Origin of the sequence: Radicibacter daui, from assembly GCA_030657355.1 — a bacterium.
In the GTDB taxonomy this organism is placed as follows: Bacteria; Pseudomonadota; Alphaproteobacteria; order Radicibacterales; family Radicibacteraceae; genus Radicibacter; species Radicibacter daui.
In genome coordinates this window covers 3,400,544-3,418,528 of the sequence record CP131056.1, presented here as the reverse complement: position 1 = coordinate 3,418,528, position 17,985 = coordinate 3,400,544, and the positions used below count along the sequence as shown (strand labels likewise).

Below are 17,985 nucleotides of genomic sequence, written 5' to 3'. Positions count from 1 at the left end.
GGCGGCAAACTGCCGCAAGCTGTGCTCCCGGTCAGGGTGACATGATGCCGGTCAGCTGCCGAGTGCAATCCACACCGTCTTGAGGTCGGTGTATTTTTCCAGCGCATGCAAGGACTTGTCGCGTCCGAAGCCGGATTGCTTGTAGCCCCCGAAGGGTACAGTGATGTCGTCGGCATCGTAACTATTGACGTACACCATGCCCGACCGCACGGCGCGGGAGACGCGGATCGCCTTGTCGATGTCGCGGGTCCACACCGCACCGGCAAGCCCGTACTGGGTATCGTTGGCGATCCGGATGGCGTCATCGACATCATTGAAGGGGATGGCCGTCAGCACCGGGCCAAAAATCTCCTCCTGCGCGATGCGCATGGAGTTGGTGGCGCCGGCAAAGACGGTGGGCTCGACATAACAGGGGCTCTCATTGGCGCCGATACCTTCCGGCACGACGCGCTTGCCGCCGGCGATCAGTTTCGCCCCGTCCTGCCGGCCGATCTCGATATAGCTCATCACCCGTTCGGCATGCTCGGGGGAGACGAGAGCGCCGAGGCTGGTGGAGGGGTCGAGCGGATGGCCGGGGCGGGTCGCGGCCGCGACCTTCGCCACCTCCTCCATCAGCTCGTCCTCGATGCCTTTCTGGACCAGCAGGCGCGAGGGGGCGGTGCACATCTCGCCGCCATTGAAGAACATGCTGCCGGCAGAAGCCCGCGCGGCGGCCTTCACATCCGGGCAGTCCGCCAGCACGATGTTGGGGGACTTGCCGCCGCACTCCAGATAGACGCGCTTCATGTTCGACTGGCCGCTATACTGGAGGAAGAGCTTTCCCACCTCCGTCGAGCCGGTGAAGCCGATGGCGTCCACGTCAGGGTGCAGGCCAAGCGCGCGGCCCGCCGTCTCGCCATAACCGGTCACGACGTTGAAGACGCCTTCCGGAATGCCGGCCTCGACCGCAAGCTCGGCAAGACGGATGGCGGTCAGCGGTGATTGTTCGGCCGGCTTGAGCACCACGCTGTTACCGGTGGCAAGGGCGGGGCCAAGTTTCCAGGCCGACATGATCATCGGGAAGTTCCACGGCACCACAACGCCGATGACGCCCATCGGCTCGCGCAGGATGAGCGCGAGCGATTTTTCCGGATCGGTCGGCGCCACCTCGCCGTAAACCTTGTCGATGGCTTCGGCGTACCAGCGGATGCAGCCGACAGTGGCCGGCACATCGACGGCGAGCGCATCGCTGATGGGCTTGCCCATGTCGAGCGTCTCGAGCAGGGCCAGTTCCTCGGCGTGCTTCTCGATAAGAGCCGCCCAGGCGAGCATCACCTTCTTGCGCTCGCGCGGATGCCGGCGCGACCAGTGGCCGCCGTCAAAGGCCTTGCGCGCAGCCTTGACCGCGCGGTCGATATCCTCGCTCTTGCCGGAGGCGACAGCCCCGAGCACGCGCCCGTCGACCGGGCTTAAATCCTCGAACACATCGCCATCGGCGGCGTGAGCGAGGCGGCCGTTGATGAACATGCCGGTCCGGGGGGACAAGGTTTCGGCCCGGTCGAGCCAGAAATCGCGGCTGTAAGTCATCAACGCCTCCTCGGGTGTTCTTGTCCGGACTGTTCTTGTCGGGCGCTTTTTGCGCTCCGGGCCGATACTGCGCCAGCCTCAGGTGATTTGCACGCGGTGGGTGGTGAAACCGAGCGCCGGTTGCCAGAGATGCAGCAGCAGGGCACTGGCCTCGGCAAGCGGCCCGGGGTTGCTGCCATCGAGCGGCAGGGAGAATTGCGAGCTGCTGGCCGGCGCGGTGACGCAGGGCACACCGGCAAACAGGCTGTGGATCTGCCGGTGCACATGGCCGGCCACCACGAGCGTGGGCCCGTCATGGGCGGCGACCAGCCCGGCAAGGGCGTCGGCGCCGGTGGCGAGCGGCACGGCAAGGCTGTTGCCGCCAAGGGCGATGGGCGGGTGATGCAGGGCAATCAGCACCGGGCGGCCGGCGCAGTCGGCCAGTTCGTCCTTGAGCCAGGCCAGACGCTCCCCGCACAGCACACCGTCAACCTTGCCGTCGTCGAGGCTGTCGAGCCCGATGACCCGTACATCGCCGATATCGACGCCGAACTGGATATAGCCGGCACCCGGCATCCACGGGGCTTCCGGGAAGAGGTGGCGCAGGCTCGCCCGGTCGTCATGGTTGCCGGGGATGGCATAGACGGGGATATCGATGCGCTCCAGGGCAGCGCGTACGGGTTCGTACTGCTCGGGCCGGGCATCGTCGGCAAGGTCACCGGTGATGAGGATGGCATCGGGCCGCGCCGGCAGGCGGGGCAGGAAGGCAACCAGCTCTTCCAGCCGGGCGACGGGGTCGGTGCCGTCACGCAGCTTTTCGCCGGGAACGCGGGAATGGAAATCGGAGATCTGACAGAGCAGCATGATGGCCTGATCAATACCGAGGGGCTGGGCTCACGCAGGCGGAGCTTTCCGGCGGGCCGTCAGCGGCTGGTGGCGGATATGATTGTGGCTCCGGCCTTGATGATAGCCTCGCGCTCGCAGGGCGTCAGTGCCTCCAGTTGCAGGGCTGTAAAGCGTGTGGCGCGGGTGACGCGGGCGGGGCCGGCCTCGGCAAAGAAGGTGGCGCCGAACAGGCTGGCACCGGAAAAATCCGCCCCGTCGAGGTTGGCGGCGGAAAAGTCAGCGCCTTCAACATCGCCATCGGTAAAAACCGCGCCGGAAAGGTCAGCCCCGGCAAGGCGGGCGTTGGACAGGTTGGCGCGGGTGAAATCGGCCCCCGTGAGAATGGCGCGGCGGAAATCGGCATTGCGCAGCAGCGCGCCCTCAGCCTTGAGGTTTGCCAGCTCCATTCCCTCGGCGACAAGGCTCAGCAGGTCGCGGCCGGAGAAGTCGCGCGCCGCCACCAGCGCCATCACCGTGCGGCGGTCGAGATTGGCGGCGATGTAACGTTCCTCCAGCGCCGGGTCGGCGCCGTTGTGATAACCAGCCTCCGCCTCCCAGTATCCCAGCCGGTCCTCGGCCAGAAAGTCGATGCGCTCGATCCATTTGACGCTTTTGTAGAAATAGCGCCCCGGGACAATCATGCGTACCGGCCCGCCATGGATGGGCTCCAGCGGCTCGCCATTGCGGGCAAAGGCGATGAGGGCGTCTGCCGCCAGCGCCACGTCGAGCGGCAGCGAGGTGCTGTGCCGGCGCGGGGAACGGGCGATGAAGTCAGCAAAGCGCGTGCCCTCGGCCACCCCGCCGCCTTCGGCGATGAGATCGGCGAGGAAAATGCCGGTAAAGCGCTGGTCCACCATCGACCAGCGGGTGACGCAGTGGATATCGGTCAGCAGCGTCGACTGCGGGCGCGCCTGAAGCTCGGCAAGGCTCCAGCATTTCTCTCCGCCCGCAAGGCCGGCGAGCGTCAGCGTCCAGTCGGCAGGGCCGGGGCCGGGTTCCTTTTCGCCCACAACCGGCCATTTGCCGGGGGCCGCTGCGGCCTGTGCAGGCGGCAGCTCGGCGCCGGCAGGGGCACGATGGTCGCGAAGGGGGGCGGGCATGCTCTGACGCTCTCTCTTGCGTAATGGGGCTTCGAGGTCATAACCACTATTGGTGCGCCTCGCCAGAGGGCGAACGTCAAGCAGCCGGCAGGGGCGGAGAAGACCATAATGACGATCAGCCAGATCCGGCGCTGGGGCCAGATGACGGGGCCGGAAACGGGTGCTCTCGACCGCGAGCGCACCGTGCTGGTGTTGCCGGTAGGGGCGACCGAGCAGCACGGGCCGCATCTGCCGCTCGATACCGATACCCGCATTGCCGAGGCGGTGGTGGAGGCAGCGCTCACCCGGCTTGCTGCCGACGTGCCGGCCGTGGTGTTGCCGGCACAGGCCGTGGGCTGGAGCGCGGAGCACGCGAATTTCGCCGGCACGCTCAGCGCCGAGCCCGATTTACTGGCAAATCTCTGGGGCGGTATCGTGCGTCCGCTGGCCCGGCAGGGCTTTAAAAAGCTGCTGATCCTCAACGGTCATGGCGGCCAGCCGGAGGTCAGCGAAATCGTCTGCCGGCGCTTGCGCATGGAAGAGGGCATGTGCGCCGTTCCGCTCAACTGGTTTGGCTTCGGCCTGCCGGAAGGGGTGTTGCCGCCGCAGGAGATGAAGCTCGGCATCCATGGCGGGGCGGTGGAAACGTCGCTGCTGCTGCATCTGGCGCCGGAGTTGGTGCGGCAGGGGGAGGTACGCGATTTCCCCTCGCGCACCGCGGCGCTGAAGGCCGAGGGCTGGCAGCATTTCTCGCCGCAGGGGCCGGCGGGGTTTGCCTGGGCAGCGGAAGATCTGAATCCGGAGGGGGTGACGGGCGATGCCCGGCTGGCCAGCGCCGATATTGGCCGGGCGATCCTCGACCATGCCGCTGCCGGCCTTGCCGGGCTCATCGGCGAACTTTCCCGTGCGCCCTGGCCACTGCCGCCCGCCGGCTGACCGGCGACCCATTGCCTTGCCAATATATTATCGCCAGCGGCGACGGAATTGCCGCAGGTGCGGCGTTTGATCCTGTGCAGGGGTAACAGCGGGTGGTCTCGCATCGCTCGGGTCCGCCCCCCGCATAGGGTTACTCAAGATGAAACTTCGTTCTTTCCTGATGGTCGCCGGCCTCGCCGGCAGCGTGGGTACCATCGCAGTGCTGGCCAGCGCCGTGGCCGAAGCCGCCAAACCGCCGGTCGGGGGTGAGGCGCCCAACCGCGCCATGATGTTGCTGCAGCGTTTCGATACCAACGCCGACGGCATCATTTCCGCCGAGGAGATCAAGGCAGCGCAGGCGGACCAGTTGAAGGCCATGGATGCCAATGGCGACGGCAAGGTGAGTGCGGACGAGCTGGTTGCCTGGCAGCAGCAGCGCCGCGCCGAGTTCATGCTGAAGCGGATGGACCGCAACCATGACGGTGTTGTGGATGCGGCCGACTTCCAGATTGCCGGATCGCGCGAGGCGACGATGTTGCTCGCACGGTTCGACACCAATGGCGACGGGCAGCTGAGCGGCGATGAGCTGGCGGCGGCCAATCGCGAGCCGATGCACCATGCGGGCGGTTTCGGCATGGGTGGTTTTGGCGGTCCGGGGATGATGCATCATGGCCCTGCAGGCATGATGGCGGCTCCCGGGCCGGTCATGGACCCGGCAACGCCGGATGCTGCACCGGAGGGTGATGATGCCGGTTCGGCTCCGTGAAGAGTATAGCAACACGTGGAAATGCCTATGAGCCGGAGGCGGTAACCCCTTTGACACGATCCGATGAGCTGGCCGTCGAAGCCGCGCTGATGCTTGGTGTCGCGCGCGGGGAGCCGGAGGCTTGCCGTGTGGTCGTGGAACAACAGGGGCCTGCCGCCTACCGCTTCGCCTTCCGGTTGCTGCGCGACAGCGAGGAGGCGGAGGACATTGCCCAGGAGGCGATGGTGCGGTTGTGGAAGCAGGCGCCGGACTGGCGCCCGCTCGCCCGCATCTCCACCTGGCTGCACAAGGTGATCTATCGCCTTGCCCTCGACCGGCTGCGCCGCCGCCGGGAAGAGGGGCTGGAGGCGGCAGAGGCGATGCCGGACCCGTCCCCAGGGCCGGAGGCTGCCTTTGCCGCCGTCCAGCGGCGGGCGGTGGTGAACGAGGCACTACAAACCTTGCCGGAGCGGCAACGCACGGCAGTCCAGCTCACCCACTTTCAGGGGTTGAGCGGGGCAGAAGCCGCCTCGGTGCTGGACGTCAGCATCGAGGCCCTTGAATCCCTGCTGGCACGGGCGCGGCGCACGCTGCGCACCACGCTGGAAGACAGGCGGGCGGAATTGCTGGAGCGCGACGATGGATAACAAGCGCCTTTTGGAAATCATTGCCGCCTATGGCAGCGATGCTGCGCGCTGGCCCGCCGCCGAACGCGACGATGCCCTTGCCCTGCTGGAAAGCAGCGCGCCTGCCGGCGTGCTGGAAAATGAGCGTGGGCTTGACAGCCTGCTGGCGGCCGTGGCGAACGAGCCTTTGCCACAGGGTTACCTGCAGCGCCTCAATGCCGTGCTCACGAACAGCCGGCCGCAGCAGCGGGCGGCGGAAGCCCGCAAACCCTTTATGGCGGTGCGACTTGCCGTCTGGCTACGCCAGGCGATGCGTCCTGCCATCTTGAGACCGGCTGCGGGGCTTTGCACCGCCGCCGTCATCGGCCTTGTCGCCGGCACCCTGGTGCCACCCCCTTCAACCGGGGCAACGGGCGGTACGGCTTATAATGATCAGGATGATCTCTACCGGCCGGTTGACGTCGCCAGCATTGCCTATGGCAGCAGCGGCTACGGGCTGGTGGCAACCGGCCAGGAAGGATGGGGTCAATGACACGGGGCAGATGGGCGGCAGTCGCCCTCGGCACTTCGGTGCTGGTCAATGTGTTTCTGGTGGGGTTTCTCACCGCGTGGGCGATGAACGGCAACTTCCGGCGTGGGCCCGGCCCGATGGGCGGACCGGGAATGCCGATGCCCATGGCAATGCTGGGCCTGTCGGAGCGGGCGGTGACGCCCGAGATCTTCGATCAGGTCAAGGATATCTGGAAACAGAATTTCGATGAGGCCCGGCCGCTGTTTCAGGACATGAAGGCGGCACGGCAAAAGGTATCGGCGGCGCTGCGGGCCGATCCCTTCGATCCGGCGGCGCTCAAGGCGGCGCTGGATGAACTCTCGGCATCCGATACCAAAATCCGTGCCTCGTTCCAGGACGGCATTCTGGAGACGGCGGGCAAGGTGGGGCCGGAAGGCCGCGAATTGATGGCACGGCGCGCCGAACATGGCCCCCCCGGACCGCCGGACATGCCGGGCGGCCCGATGGATGATCGCGGTCCGCCGCCGGAAAGGCCCGAGGGCGGCTGAGGCCGCCCTTGTTTTGCGCTCATCGACAGGCAAGAGGCCGGGGCCCGCATGCGGGCCCCGGTTTTTATTTCATCAGGCCGAACTGTTTCAGCGCCTTTTCCAGCGCCGCCGGGCCGGTGAAATGCACGGCATGCATGCCAAGGCTGGCCGCGACCTGGCAGTTATCCAGCCGGTCGTCGGTATAGAGGCAGCGCGCCGGGTCGAGTTCGTAGCGCTCGAACAGCACCTTCCAGATCGCCGGGTCCGGCTTGATCAGCTTTTCTTCCGCCGAAACCACCACGCCCTTGAAGCGGTTGAGGAAGGGGAAGAGCGAGCGGGCAAGCTGGAACTTGATGTCGTTGAAGTTGGTGAGCGCGTAGATGGGCACGCCCGCCTCGTCCAGCTGCTCCAGCAGTTCCACCGTGCGCAGGATGGGGCCGCTGATCATCTCCGGCCAACGGGTGTTGTAGGCGTGGATAAGGTCCGCCTTGTCCGGGTGCACCAGCACAAGGTCGGTCACCGCCTGGTCGAAGCTGCGGCCGCGATCCTGCTCCTCGTTCCAGGCCATGGTGCAGACCGTGGAGAGAAACTGCTCGCGCTCGTCCTCGTCATGGATGAGCTGGCGATAGAGGTAACGCGGGTCCCAGTCCAGCAGCACGCCGCCGATATCGAAGACGACGATGTCCGGGGTGCCTTCGCCGTGCAGGATGCCGCCGGTGCCTTCAGTCAAAACCTTGTCCACTTGTCTCAGCCTTCCGCACGCTTCTTGTCGATGAGGTCCTTCAGCTCTTCCGAGCTGATGGCGCCCGGCACCAGCTTGTCGCCGATGACGAAGCCGGGGGTGCCGTCCACGCCGAGCGCCCGGCCGAGATCCATGGTGGCCTGCAACTGGCCGGTCACTTCCGCGCTCTTCATGTCGGTCTTGAGCCGGTCGGTGTCGAGGTCGATGGATTTGGCGAGGCGCATCACCGTCTCCTCGTCCATCCGGCCGCGATAGCGCATCAGCACATCATGAAATTCCTCGTACTTGCCCTGCTTTTTTGAGGCGAGGGCCGCTTGCGCCGCCAGCACCGAGCCGGGGCCGAGGATGGGATATTCCTTGTAGACGAGGCGGGTATTGCCGTCGGCCTTCACCACATCCTGCAGGTCCTGGTAGACGGCCTTGCAGTAGCCGCACTGGTAATCCATGAACTCGACCAGCGTGACGTCGCCCTTGAGGTTACCCACGGAAAGGTCGCGCTCGTCGCCATAGAGCGCCTGCTGCTTGGAGGCCATCATGCCCTTCTGGCTGGCTTCCTGTTGGGCGACCTGCTGCTTCTTCAGCTCCTGCAGCGCCTCCATGATGATTTCCGGGTTCTTGACCAGCGTTTCGCGCACCAGGGCACGCACGGCGTCCTGCTGGGCGGGGCTGAGCGGGGCGGCATCATCGGCGCGGGCGACGGGCGCCATCAGCGGGCCGGCAACAAGCGCCATGGCCAGGGCTGCGGAGAGCAGCGGGCGGCGGCGGGGGGTAAACATCGATCGATCTCCCGGAGCGGTGCGGACAAGACCCTGTAACGAATTTGCGGGGCTTGTCGCGGTCAATTCTTCTTGAGCGCCTTCTGGCGGCTGACATCGGCCAGCACGTCCTCGGCGCGAAGCGCGCCCTGCGAGCCGGCCGGCAGCAGGTCGAGGCCGCGTTTGGCCTGCCCTTCGGCGTCCTTGAGGTTGCCATTGAGCAGGGATTCTTCGGCAAGCGCCACCACGGCGAGGCCATCATGGCCAAGGCGGCCTTCGGCAATCGCCATCAGGTGCCAGGTGAAGGGCTCGGTGCCATCGATGGCGACGGCCCGGTTGAGCGCATCCACCGCCCTGGTCAGGTTGGCCGGGTCGCCATCTTCCACCAGCGCATGGGCATAGCCCTGCTGCAACAGGTCCGAATCCGGCATCAGGCTCACGCTTTTGGCGTAAGGGGCGAGCGCTTCCTTGCCGCGCCCGTTCTCGAACAGGATCTGGCCGCGCAGCTCGTAGAGGAAAGGATTGTCCGGCTCCAGCTTGATGAGGCTGTCCAGCAGGGTCAGCGCATCCTCGATCTTGCCGGTGCGGTAGAGCGCGATGGCACGGCCATAGCGGCCGGCAAAGCTCTTGTCGGCCGCCGTATATTTGACGAGCGCCCGGTCCGGATCGATGAAACCGTCGAGCTTGGCCACCATGCGGGCATGGCTTTCGGCCCATTCGGGCGGATCCGGCACCTTGGCATAGGGGCTGTCGGATACATGGCTGCGCACTTGGTTGACGCGCTGGGAGGTCAGCGGGTGCGAGCGCCAGAAGGCATCGTCAGCGCTGGAGGTGCCTTCCATCTTCAGGAGCTTGTCCAGGAAGTCGGCCATGCCCTGGGCGGAAAGGCCGTTGGCGTCGAGGAATTTGAGCGCGGCGGTATCGGCCGAGGCTTCCTGCTCGCGGGTGAAGGCCATCAGGCTGCTTTGCGCCGAACTCATGCCGCCCAGCGTGGCGGCGATGCCGGCATCGGCGTGACCACTTGCCACACCGGCGGCAAGGCCAAGGATGCCGGTGATCATGGCAAGGCGCGAGGCGTTGGCCATGGCCGCCTGGCCAGCAATCAGATGTCCGCCCGCAATATGCCCAATTTCATGTGCCATGACGCCGTAGAGCTGGCCGGCGGTGTCGGTTGCTCTCAGGAGACCGGTATAGAAGAAAAGGTTCTGCCCACCAGACACGAAAGCATTGATAACCCGGTCATCAATGATGATGATGCGAACCGCCTGCGAAGAAAGCCCTGCCGCATCCAGCAAGGGCTCGGCATAGGTCCTCAGGGTGTGCTCGATTTCGGCATCCCGGATGACTGATGGCCCTTTGGAACGGCCCTGTGCCAATGCCGGCAACACCGGCGCGGCCATCATGACGAACGACAAGATCAAGGCAATGACGCGCACGGTATCCTCTTTCCCGACCCAAGGCTCCGCAGTCTACAGGCAAACCGCCGCAAGCTGGCAACGTCTTGTGGCGATTGTGGGGCTCGGACTTGTCACTGCCGGCGCCCTTTCCGGCTGTACCTCGATTGCAGGGCAGGAGGATTACGCCAATACCGTCAAGCTTGGCGGTGTTGCGGTGGCGGATGACCCCTATGCGGCGCAGGTTGGCACCGACGTGATCCGCAATGGCGGCAACGCGGCGGATGCGGCAACGGCGATGGCGCTGACCATGGCGGTCACCATGCCCTCGCGTGTTGGCCTTGCCGGCGGCGGCGCCTGCCTCATCTATGATGGCAAGGCCGGTACGGCGCGCCAGATTTCCTTCCCCGCCGAAGCCTCGGCCTCCGGCCGTGTCGGCCGGCCGGCCTTGCTGCGCGGCCTTACCCTCTTGCAGGAAAGTGGCCAGCTGCGCTGGGAGGCGACCGTCTCCCCGGCCGAGCGGCTTGCCCGTTTCGGCCACCGGCTGACCCGCGCCGAAGCGCAGGATCTTTCCATCCTCGGCCCCAATGGCTTCCCGCTTTCCGGCTGGAAGGGCAAGACGGCCAAGGATGAGGGGGCGGTGGTCCAGCAGCTTGAGCTGGCAACCCTCCTGGGCCAGATCCGGGCGCGTGGCGGCGGTTTCTTCTATCTCAACGGTCCGCTCACCAAGCTGGCGGCGCTTTCCGGCGAAACGGAAGCCGGCATCAGCAGTACGGCCCCGGCTTTCACGCCGGCGCGCCTTGCCTATAGTGACGACGCGATGCGCAGCTATGGCATGGATGCTTCGGCGCGCGACAGCGAGGCTTCGGCCGGGTTCGTGGTGCGTGACGGCGGCGGCAGTGCCGTTGCCTGCCGCCTGTCGATGGGGCAGCTGTTCGGCGCCCGGCGCGGCCTTGCCGATCAGGGTATTCTTGCCGCGGCGCCTTTTGCCGACAGCGATGTCGCCGGCCTCGTGGCGGTGCGTAATTCCCGGGAAGGGTTCCTTGCCGGCATGGCATCGACGGGCGGGCCTGCCACGCTCTCCGCGCTCGACCAGAGCCTGCGTGCGAGCACCGTCAGCGATCCGGCGGCCCTGCTGGCTTCGGTGCCCAAGGCGCCGTCGCTCACCGACCTGATGCTGTGCCCTGCCGGTATCGACAGCTGCACCGCGGTCGCCGATCCGGCCGGCAACGGGCTTGCCCAGCAGTTTGTACGCTGACGGCGGCAGGCAGGACGGCAGATCATGGCTCTGAAGCGTGCCCTCAGGGGAGATGTCGACCCCTTTATCGTCATGCAGGTGATGTCCGCCGCGCAGGCACGTGAGGCTGCGGGCGAAGCGATCCTGCATCTTGAAGTCGGCCAGCCCGGCAGCGGCGCGCCGTCGACAGTGATCGCGGCGGCGGAAAAGGCGCTGCATGGCGACCGCATCGGCTACACCACGGCGCTTGGCATTCCCGAGCTCAGGCAGGCGATTGCCGGTCACTATCAGCGCCATTACGGGCTGGAAGTGCCGGCTGCCAACATCGTGGTCACTACCGGATCATCGGGTGGTTTCCTGCTGTCCTTCCTGGCTGCCTTCGATGCCGGCGACCGGGTGGCGATGGCGCTACCCTGTTACCCGGCCTATCGCAATATCCTGACCGCGCTGGGCGTTGAGGTGGTGGAGGTGCCGGCCGGCGCGGACGAGCGCTATCAGCCGACGCCGGAGCTTCTGGACAAGCTGGACGGGCCGATCCATGGCCTGATTGTCGCCAGCCCCTCCAACCCTGCCGGCACCATGCTCTCGCCCGAGGCGATGGTCGGGCTTGCCGGCTGGTGCCGCCGCCATGATGTGCGCCTGATCTCCGACGAGATTTATCATGGCGTCACCTATGGCGACGTGAGCGAGGTGACGGCCAGGGCCTTCACGCCCGATGCCGTCGTCATCAACAGCTTCTCCAAATACTTCTCGATGACCGGCTGGCGGCTTGGCTGGATGGTCGTGCCGGATGATTTGCTGGAGCCGGTGGAGCGGCTGGCGCAGAACTTCTTCATCTCCCCGCCCACGCTCTCGCAGATCGCCGCCGTGGCCGCCTTCGACGCGACGGGCGAGCTGGACGGGCATGTGAAGCGTTATGCCGTCAACCGCGGCATCCTGCGCGATGCGCTGGTGCATTGCGGTTTTCGCGAGATCGCGCCCTGCGACGGTGCCTTCTACCTTTATGCCGATCTGGCCGGGCTCGATGACGACAGCGGCTCCTTCTGCCGGCGCCTGCTGGCCGATACCGGTATCGCCGCAACCCCGGGGCTCGATTTCGACCCGAAGAACGGCCGGCACAAGGTGCGCTTCTCCTTTGCCGGGCCAACGGCCGACATCACCGAGGCGGCCCGCCGCATCCATGAGTGGGTAAGGAAGCACCGGCTTTAGACCCGGAAGCCGGCCAGGGCCGGCCCGAAGTGCAAATTGCGGCAATCTGGCATGGAACGGCGGGCCGCCCCCGTCCGTTCTCTCTCTACCGGAGTATGCGAAGGTAGGGAGCATCAAGCCATGTCCGACGCCCTGCTCGATCCAGCCTGCGAGGGCGATGTGGCCGGGAGCGCCGACGCCATGCCCATCACCGTCGATGGCCGCTCGGCAAGCGGCACGGCCCCGGCGCCGGCTGCCACCCTGGTGATTTTTGGCGCCGGCGGCGACCTGACGCGCCGGCTGCTGGTGCCCTCGCTCTATAATCTTGCCGGCAGCGGTCTGCTCGATCCCGGATTTGCGGTGATCGGCGTCGACCATTCCATGAGCTCGACCGAGCGCTGGCGCCGCGATCTGGGCGCGGCCATGCAGTCCTTCACGCGCGATCCGGCGGCGGAGTTCCATGCGGAGCGTATCGATGCGCGTGCCTGGCGCTGGGTCGAGCAGCGGCTCGACTATCTTCAGGGCGATTTTGAAAGCCCGGCCCTCTATGAGGGGCTGGAGCGCCGGTTGAAGGGTAGTGTCCTGTTCTATCTGGCGACCGGCGAGCGGTTTTTTGCCGGCATTGTTGAAAGACTGGCTGCCGCCGGGCTGCTGCAGGAGCAGGAAGGGGCCTTTCGCCGGGTGGTGATCGAAAAACCTTTCGGCCATGACCTCGCCTCCTCCCGGGCGCTGAACCGGCAACTGCTCGCAGCAGGGCGGGACGGGCAGTTTTTCCGCATCGATCATTTCCTTGGCAAGGACACGGTGCAGAGCATCCTGGCGCTGCGTTTTGCCAACCGCCTTTATGAATCCGTCTGGAGCCGCCGCCACATCGACCATGTGCAGATTACCGCTGCCGAAACGGTGGGGGTGGAAGCGCGCGGGCGCTTTTACGAGGGCACCGGCGCGCTGCGCGACATGGTGCCCAATCATCTCTTCCAGCTCTTTTGCATGACGGCGATGGAGCCGCCGGCGACCTTTGACGCGGCCTCGGTGCGTAAGGAAAAAGAAAACCTGCTGAAGGCGCTGCGTCCGGTGCAGCCTGAAAAGGCCGTGCGCGGACAATATGGCGCCGGCATGGGCAAGCCGGCCTACCGGCAGGAAAAGGGCGTGGCGGCAACCAGCCGTACGGAGACCTTCGCGGCGCTGGAGCTGGAGATCGATAATCCGCGCTGGGCGGGCGTGCCGTTTTTCCTGCGCACCGGCAAGCGCCTTGCCGCCCGCCACACCGAGATAACCGTGTGTTTCAAGCTACCGGAGGCAAAGCTCTTTCGCGGCGCGGCCGGTCAGGCGCTCCAGCCCGACAGGCTTCGGCTGCTGCTCGACCCCGTACGGGGCGTTCGTACGGACTTTGCCGTCAAACGGCCTGGGCCGGGCATGCGCCCGGGGACGGTGGCGACCGGTTTTGACTATGACGACTTTTTCCATGAGCCGGCCAATGTCGGATACGAGACGCTGATCTACGACGCGCTTGTCGGCGACGCCGCCTTGTTCCAGAGCGCTGGCGGTATCGAGGCCGGCTGGGCGGCGGTGGAACCGCTGCTACAGGCCTGGAGCGACGGCGAGCCGGAAATCTATCCGGCGGGCAGCGCCGGACCGGCGGGAGCGGACCGGCTGATCCGGCAGACCGGCAGGAACTGGCTGGAGCTGGCAGCGTGAGCGGCGCAGGGCGGGAGAATGACCTGCGCAAGCCGCTTGCCATTGCCGATTACGGCCTGATCGGCGATTGCCGCAGTGCGGCGCTTGTCGGGCGTAATGGCGCGATCGACTGGCTGTGCTGGCCGCGTTTTGACAGCGATGCCTGTTTTGCCGCGCTGCTGGGCGATGAGAGCAATGGCGCCTGGTTCATCGGGCCGGCGGGCGGCGAAGACGGGCCGCACCGCCGCGCCAGCCGGCGCTACCGTGGCGATACCATGGTGCTGGAGACGCTGTTCGAGACCGAAGAGGGCAGCTTTGCCGTCATCGATTTCATGGCGCGTGGCCCGGAAGCGCCGACACTGATCCGGATCGTGGAAGGGCGCGGCGGTTCGCCTTCGGTCGAGATGTGCCTTCGCCTGCGGTTCGATTACGGGCTCTCCGTGCCCTGGGTCACCCGCCTGCCGGAGGAGGAGAAGGGCCGTTGGCAGGGTGTGTGTGCCGTGGCGGGGCCTAACCTCGCCGTGCTTCGAGCCGGGGTGCCGGTGAAGGGCAAGGATATGGCGACGCGCGCCAGCTTCCACGTTGCTGACGGGGAGCGGGTTGCCTTTACCCTGAGCTGGGGCCCGTCGCATCGCCCGCCGCCGCCGCCGGTGGATGCCGACAGGCTTCTGGCGGAAAACGAGGCCTACTGGCAGGACTGGGCCGGGCGCTGCAGTTATCGCGGCCACCGGCGCGCTGCGGTGGTGCGCTCCCTGCTGACGCTCAAGGCGCTGACGCTGGAGGAAACCGGCGGCATGGTGGCGGCGCCCACAGCCTCCCTGCCCGAGTTCATCGGCGGCGAGCGCAACTGGGACTATCGTTATTGCTGGATACGCGATGCCACGCTGGCGCTGATCGCGCTGATGGGGGCGGGCTATTATGACGAGGCCAGGGCCTGGCGGGCCTGGCTGCATCGCTCCGCCGCCGGCAACCCGGCCGATCTGCAGATCATGTACGGGCCGGGCGGGGAGCGCCGCCTCAGTGAGTGGGAGCTGCCCTGGCTTGCCGGTTATCGCGGCTCGCATCCGGTGCGTATCGGCAATGCTGCTTCCGGCCAGCACCAGCTCGATATCTGGGGCGAGTTGATGGATGCCATGCATCTGGCGCGCGAGAGCGGCCTTGCCCCGACCCCTGCCGCCTGGGACCTGCAACTGGCGCTGATGGATCATCTGGAGGAGCTGTGGCCGCAGCCGGATGCCGGCATGTGGGAGATGCGGGGGCCGCCGCGCCACTTCACCCACTCCAAGGTCATGGCCTGGGTTGCCTTTGACCGTTCCATCCGCGATGCGGAGAAATTCGGACTCAAGGCACCGCTCGCACGCTGGCGCGCCATCCGCCGCGAGATTCACGCCGAGGTGTGCCAGCACGGCTTTGACCCGGAGCTTGGCAGCTTTACCCAGAGTTATGGCGACAAGGCGCTCGATGCCAGTTTGCTGCTGATCGCGGATGTGGGTTTCCTGCCCATCGAGGATCCGCGTGTGGCAGGCACCATAGCCGCCATCGAGCGCCGGCTGCTTGTGGATGGTTTCGTGCTGCGCTATCGCACGGAAGGGGCGAATGACGGCCTCAAGCCGGGCGAGGGCGTTTTCCTGGCCTGCAGCTTCTGGCTGGCGGATGCGTGGTTGCGTCAGGGGCGCATGGAAAAGGCCAATGCCCTGATCGACAGGCTGCTTGCCCTTTCTAACGACCTGGGGCTGCTCAGCGAGGAATATGACACGGCCGGGCGCCAGCAGCTTGGCAACTTTCCGCAGGCCTTCTCCCACCTGTCGCTCGTGCGCTCGGCGCTCAGCCTGCATGAGAAAAAGCCGGTGCGGGAGACGGTGGAGGGCGAGGTGTCGCAGATCCGCGAGGTCGCTGTCACTTGACGGCAATGGCCAGCTGGCATGGTGTCGAGTGATCCTCTGACACCACGCCGCCCCTAACGGATACCGGGCGGCCCGCCAATGGAGTGCCAGCCCGATGTCGAAACCCGCATCTTCCCGTTCTGCCCTGCGTGCTGCCGTGCCGGCCGCCCTTGTGTTCAGCCTGCTGGCCGGCAGCGCCCTGCCGGCCCTCGCCGATACGCATGCTCCGGTTACCGGGCTGCGCTTCATTGGCGAGCAGCGCCTTGAGCACAAGATGGACTTCAAGGGCACCGTCGTCGGGGGGCTCTCCGGCATCGACTGGTCGCCCAGGAGCGGCGAGTGGATCGCCATCAGTGACGACAAGTCGGACCAGTCGCCGGCCCGCTTCTACACGCTGGCGCTTGAGTATGATGCGGATGGCTTCAAGGCCGTGACGGTCAAGTCGGTGGTTACGCTGCTGCAGGCCGATGGCACCGCCTATCCGAACAAGAAGGACGTGGCCGAGAAAGGCGGGGTGGTACCCGACCCGGAATCGATCCGCTTCGACCCCGCGGACGGGTCGATCTGGTACACGAGCGAGGGGGATCGCAAGCTGGGTTTCAACCCTTTCATCCGCCACGCCTCGCCGGACGGAGCGATGCTGGGTGAGCTGCCGCTGAACCCGATGTTCGCCTTCCACAAGGATGAGGAGATCGGCCCGCGCGACAACCTGACCTTCGAAGGCCTCAGCTTTGCTGCCGATGGCAAGAGCCTGTGGCTCGGACTGGAGGCGCCGCGCTATCAGGACGGGCCGATAGCCACGCCCGAGGCGGGGGCGGTGACGCGCATCAGCCATCTGGCGCTCGATGGCAAGATGCTGGCGCAGTTTGCCTATCCGCTCGACGCCATCCCCGGCACACCGGGCAAGGGCAAGAGCGCTGATAACGGCATGCCGGAGGTGCTGGCGGTCAATGAGGGCCAACTGCTGGCACTGGAGCGCTCGGGTATCGAGGACGACAGCGGCGCCTGGACGGATCATATCCGGCTTTATGCGGTGGACCTTGCCGGTGCCAGCGATGTTTCCGGGATCAACGGGCTTCAGGGCCAGAGCTACACGGCGCTGACCAAGAAGCTGGTCTTCAATCTCGATACGCTCGGCCTCAAACCGCTCGACAATGTCGAGGGGGTAACCTTCGGGCCGAAGCTTGCCAATGGGCATGACACGCTGGTGTTCGTGTCCGACGACAATTTCAACAAGCACGAGGTCACGCAGTTCCTCGCCTTCGAAGTGCTGAACTGATCCTCGACCCTTGCGGCAGGCAGGGCGGCCAGAATGTGGCAGGCAGGCGACTTCGCTACTACATATTGATGGTTGGCCGCCTTTCCTGAAAAATGGACTCAGGAATTTATTGTAACCGCATGAAAATAATGGATTCATACCCGTGATATGAGATATCAGTGAACAAGGTCACAGTTCGGAGGCGGCTTTGTTTACTGCTCGAATGTGTATCGGGGGAGTGCTGCGGGCCGTCGCTTTGGGCGGCGCGCTCCTGCTTGCGGCCTGTGCTGGCACAAAGGTCGACAATCTTGTCAGCACTGCTCCGGCTCCGGCGACCCTTGCCGCTCCACCCCACAGTATTGCGGTGGTCGTGACCGCGCCGCGCGGCGCTTCCCGCGATGTGGCCCGTACCCAGGCGGCGCTTGCCAGACAGCTTTCGCAGATGTTGGCGAGCCGTGATTTTACCGTCGTGCCGGCCGGGGAGGTCAGTGACCTCGTGCTGAACTGCCGCATCCTTGCGGCGCAGAGCGGCAACAAGGCACTCCGGCTGCTGATCGGTTATGACGCCGGTATGGCGCAGGTGCAGGTGGACGTTGCGCTGAACGATGCCACCGGCCGGCAACTGCTGGGGTTCCAGACTCGCAGTACCACCGGCAGCATGCCGGGGGCGGTGGCCGGGCTGATGTTCCCGGTCAATGCCGCCTTTGATCTTGCGACCACCGGCGGCGGCATCGCCTTGGGCATCAATCAGGATCTGGCTGCACGCATCGGCGAGACGAGTTATCGCATCGACGGGCAATTGCAGGGCTATTTCAAAAACCAGGGCTGGTCCTACGAAGGCATGCAGACGGTGGCGAGCATTCCCGGCGGCTGAATGCCGCGCCCCCCAGCTCTCGCGATTTCAGCCGACCGGCATTGGCCCCCGCTGCCGTATTATCCGGCGCGACAGGTGGGGCGGCGGTGATATGGTGCCGCCCTGCAAGATTTCCTGACCTGAACTGCCGACGGCTATCCTTCG

The 17,985-nt window shown here is 66.0% G+C and carries 17 protein-coding genes; 11 read left to right on the top strand and 6 right to left on the bottom strand.

Features of this window, described 5'->3' with window-relative positions; translation table 11 throughout:
- Positions 1 to 51 precede the first annotated feature (51 nt).
- The 3 genes from QTL98_RS16010 to QTL98_RS16000 all read right to left on the bottom strand — a co-directional run bounded on the left by QTL98_RS16010 (position 52) and on the right by QTL98_RS16000 (position 3,530).
- Positions 52 to 1,566: an aldehyde dehydrogenase gene (locus tag QTL98_RS16010; RefSeq protein WP_445679467.1), complete on the bottom strand. Its 1,515-nt coding sequence runs from the start codon at positions 1,564 to 1,566 to the stop codon at positions 52 to 54.
- 78 nt (positions 1,567 to 1,644) lie between these two features.
- Positions 1,645 to 2,409: a phosphodiesterase gene (locus QTL98_RS16005; protein ID WP_445679466.1), complete on the bottom strand. Its 765-nt coding sequence runs from the start codon at positions 2,407 to 2,409 to the stop codon at positions 1,645 to 1,647.
- A gap of 59 nt (positions 2,410 to 2,468) precedes the next feature.
- Positions 2,469 to 3,530 (bottom strand): molybdopterin-dependent oxidoreductase, encoded by a 1,062-nt coding sequence (locus tag QTL98_RS16000; protein WP_445679465.1) that lies wholly within the window; start codon positions 3,528 to 3,530, stop codon positions 2,469 to 2,471.
- A 108-nt stretch (positions 3,531 to 3,638) separates the two neighbouring features.
- Between QTL98_RS16000 and QTL98_RS15995 the strand changes: the two genes are divergently transcribed.
- The 5 genes from QTL98_RS15995 to QTL98_RS15975 all read left to right on the top strand — a co-directional run bounded on the left by QTL98_RS15995 (position 3,639) and on the right by QTL98_RS15975 (position 6,854).
- Positions 3,639 to 4,445, top strand: coding sequence for a creatininase family protein (locus QTL98_RS15995; RefSeq protein WP_445679464.1), 807 nt, complete (start codon positions 3,639 to 3,641; stop codon positions 4,443 to 4,445).
- Between the two features lie 139 nt (positions 4,446 to 4,584).
- Positions 4,585 to 5,190 carry an EF-hand domain-containing protein gene (locus QTL98_RS15990; protein ID WP_445679463.1) on the top strand — a complete coding sequence of 202 codons (606 nt, stop codon included), beginning with the start codon at positions 4,585 to 4,587 and terminating at the stop codon, positions 5,188 to 5,190.
- Positions 5,191 to 5,240: 50 nt separating this feature from the next.
- Positions 5,241 to 5,816: a sigma-70 family RNA polymerase sigma factor gene (locus QTL98_RS15985; RefSeq protein WP_445679462.1), complete on the top strand. Its 576-nt coding sequence runs from the start codon at positions 5,241 to 5,243 to the stop codon at positions 5,814 to 5,816.
- The gene (locus QTL98_RS15980; RefSeq protein ID WP_445679461.1) at positions 5,809 to 6,327 is read left to right on the top strand and encodes a hypothetical protein; all 519 of its coding nucleotides are present in this window, start codon (positions 5,809 to 5,811) and stop codon (positions 6,325 to 6,327) included. Before QTL98_RS15985 ends, QTL98_RS15980 begins: the two co-directional genes overlap by 8 nt.
- The gene (locus QTL98_RS15975) at positions 6,324 to 6,854 is read left to right on the top strand and encodes a periplasmic heavy metal sensor (protein WP_445679460.1); all 531 of its coding nucleotides are present in this window, start codon (positions 6,324 to 6,326) and stop codon (positions 6,852 to 6,854) included. Before QTL98_RS15980 ends, QTL98_RS15975 begins: the two co-directional genes overlap by 4 nt.
- 64 nt (positions 6,855 to 6,918) lie before the next feature.
- On the opposite strand, the gene QTL98_RS15970 is transcribed toward QTL98_RS15975, so the two are convergent.
- From QTL98_RS15970 to QTL98_RS15960, 3 genes are all read right to left on the bottom strand, one after another.
- Complete coding sequence (locus tag QTL98_RS15970) at positions 6,919 to 7,575, bottom strand: HAD family hydrolase (protein WP_445679459.1); 657 nt, start codon at positions 7,573 to 7,575, stop codon at positions 6,919 to 6,921.
- 5 nt (positions 7,576 to 7,580) lie between these two features.
- Complete coding sequence (locus QTL98_RS15965) at positions 7,581 to 8,351, bottom strand: DsbA family protein (RefSeq protein ID WP_445679458.1); 771 nt, start codon at positions 8,349 to 8,351, stop codon at positions 7,581 to 7,583.
- 62 nt (positions 8,352 to 8,413) lie between these two features.
- Positions 8,414 to 9,766, bottom strand: coding sequence for a M48 family metalloprotease (locus tag QTL98_RS15960; protein WP_445679457.1), 1,353 nt, complete (start codon positions 9,764 to 9,766; stop codon positions 8,414 to 8,416).
- Between QTL98_RS15960 and QTL98_RS15955 the strand changes: the two genes are divergently transcribed.
- From QTL98_RS15955 to QTL98_RS15930, 6 genes are all read left to right on the top strand, one after another.
- The gene (locus tag QTL98_RS15955) at positions 9,732 to 10,982 is read left to right on the top strand and encodes a gamma-glutamyltransferase (protein WP_445679456.1); all 1,251 of its coding nucleotides are present in this window, start codon (positions 9,732 to 9,734) and stop codon (positions 10,980 to 10,982) included. The two genes, QTL98_RS15960 and QTL98_RS15955, sit on opposite strands and share 35 nt — an antisense overlap.
- 24 nt (positions 10,983 to 11,006) lie before the next feature.
- Positions 11,007 to 12,170, top strand: coding sequence for a pyridoxal phosphate-dependent aminotransferase (locus QTL98_RS15950; RefSeq protein WP_445679455.1), 1,164 nt, complete (start codon positions 11,007 to 11,009; stop codon positions 12,168 to 12,170).
- Positions 12,171 to 12,350: 180 nt separating this feature from the next.
- On the top strand, positions 12,351 to 13,847 hold the full coding sequence (zwf, locus tag QTL98_RS15945; RefSeq protein ID WP_445682170.1) for a glucose-6-phosphate dehydrogenase: 1,497 nt from the start codon (positions 12,351 to 12,353) through the stop codon (positions 13,845 to 13,847).
- The gene (locus QTL98_RS15940; RefSeq protein WP_445679454.1) at positions 13,844 to 15,730 is read left to right on the top strand and encodes a glycoside hydrolase family 15 protein; all 1,887 of its coding nucleotides are present in this window, start codon (positions 13,844 to 13,846) and stop codon (positions 15,728 to 15,730) included. The genes zwf and QTL98_RS15940 overlap by 4 nt, the downstream gene beginning before the upstream one ends.
- A gap of 94 nt (positions 15,731 to 15,824) precedes the next feature.
- Positions 15,825 to 16,988: an esterase-like activity of phytase family protein gene (locus QTL98_RS15935; protein WP_445679453.1), complete on the top strand. Its 1,164-nt coding sequence runs from the start codon at positions 15,825 to 15,827 to the stop codon at positions 16,986 to 16,988.
- Positions 16,989 to 17,205: 217 nt separating this feature from the next.
- Positions 17,206 to 17,841: a DUF4410 domain-containing protein gene (locus QTL98_RS15930; protein ID WP_445679452.1), complete on the top strand. Its 636-nt coding sequence runs from the start codon at positions 17,206 to 17,208 to the stop codon at positions 17,839 to 17,841.
- Positions 17,842 to 17,985 lie beyond the last annotated feature (144 nt).

What these genes read in the sequence shown, in the direction of transcription:
- QTL98_RS16005 (WP_445679466.1), bottom strand. Translation starts at nt 2,409, where the DNA reads ATGCTGCTCTGTCAGATCTCCGATTTCCATTCCCGCGTTCCCGGCGAA.
- QTL98_RS16010 (WP_445679467.1), bottom strand. Translation starts at nt 1,566, where the DNA reads ATGACTTACAGCCGCGATTTCTGGCTCGACCGGGCCGAAACCTTGTCC.
- QTL98_RS16000 (WP_445679465.1), bottom strand. Translation starts at nt 3,530, where the DNA reads ATGCCCGCCCCCCTTCGCGACCATCGTGCCCCTGCCGGCGCCGAGCTG.
- QTL98_RS15975 (WP_445679460.1), top strand. Translation starts at nt 6,324, where the DNA reads ATGACACGGGGCAGATGGGCGGCAGTCGCCCTCGGCACTTCGGTGCTG.
- QTL98_RS15950 (WP_445679455.1), top strand. Translation starts at nt 11,007, where the DNA reads ATGGCTCTGAAGCGTGCCCTCAGGGGAGATGTCGACCCCTTTATCGTC.
- QTL98_RS15990 (WP_445679463.1), top strand. Translation starts at nt 4,585, where the DNA reads ATGAAACTTCGTTCTTTCCTGATGGTCGCCGGCCTCGCCGGCAGCGTG.
- zwf (WP_445682170.1), top strand. Translation starts at nt 12,351, where the DNA reads ATGCCCATCACCGTCGATGGCCGCTCGGCAAGCGGCACGGCCCCGGCG.
- QTL98_RS15995 (WP_445679464.1), top strand. Translation starts at nt 3,639, where the DNA reads ATGACGATCAGCCAGATCCGGCGCTGGGGCCAGATGACGGGGCCGGAA.
- QTL98_RS15965 (WP_445679458.1), bottom strand. Translation starts at nt 8,351, where the DNA reads ATGTTTACCCCCCGCCGCCGCCCGCTGCTCTCCGCAGCCCTGGCCATG.
- QTL98_RS15955 (WP_445679456.1), top strand. Translation starts at nt 9,732, where the DNA reads ATGACGAACGACAAGATCAAGGCAATGACGCGCACGGTATCCTCTTTC.
- QTL98_RS15935 (WP_445679453.1), top strand. Translation starts at nt 15,825, where the DNA reads ATGTCGAAACCCGCATCTTCCCGTTCTGCCCTGCGTGCTGCCGTGCCG.
- QTL98_RS15980 (WP_445679461.1), top strand. Translation starts at nt 5,809, where the DNA reads ATGGATAACAAGCGCCTTTTGGAAATCATTGCCGCCTATGGCAGCGAT.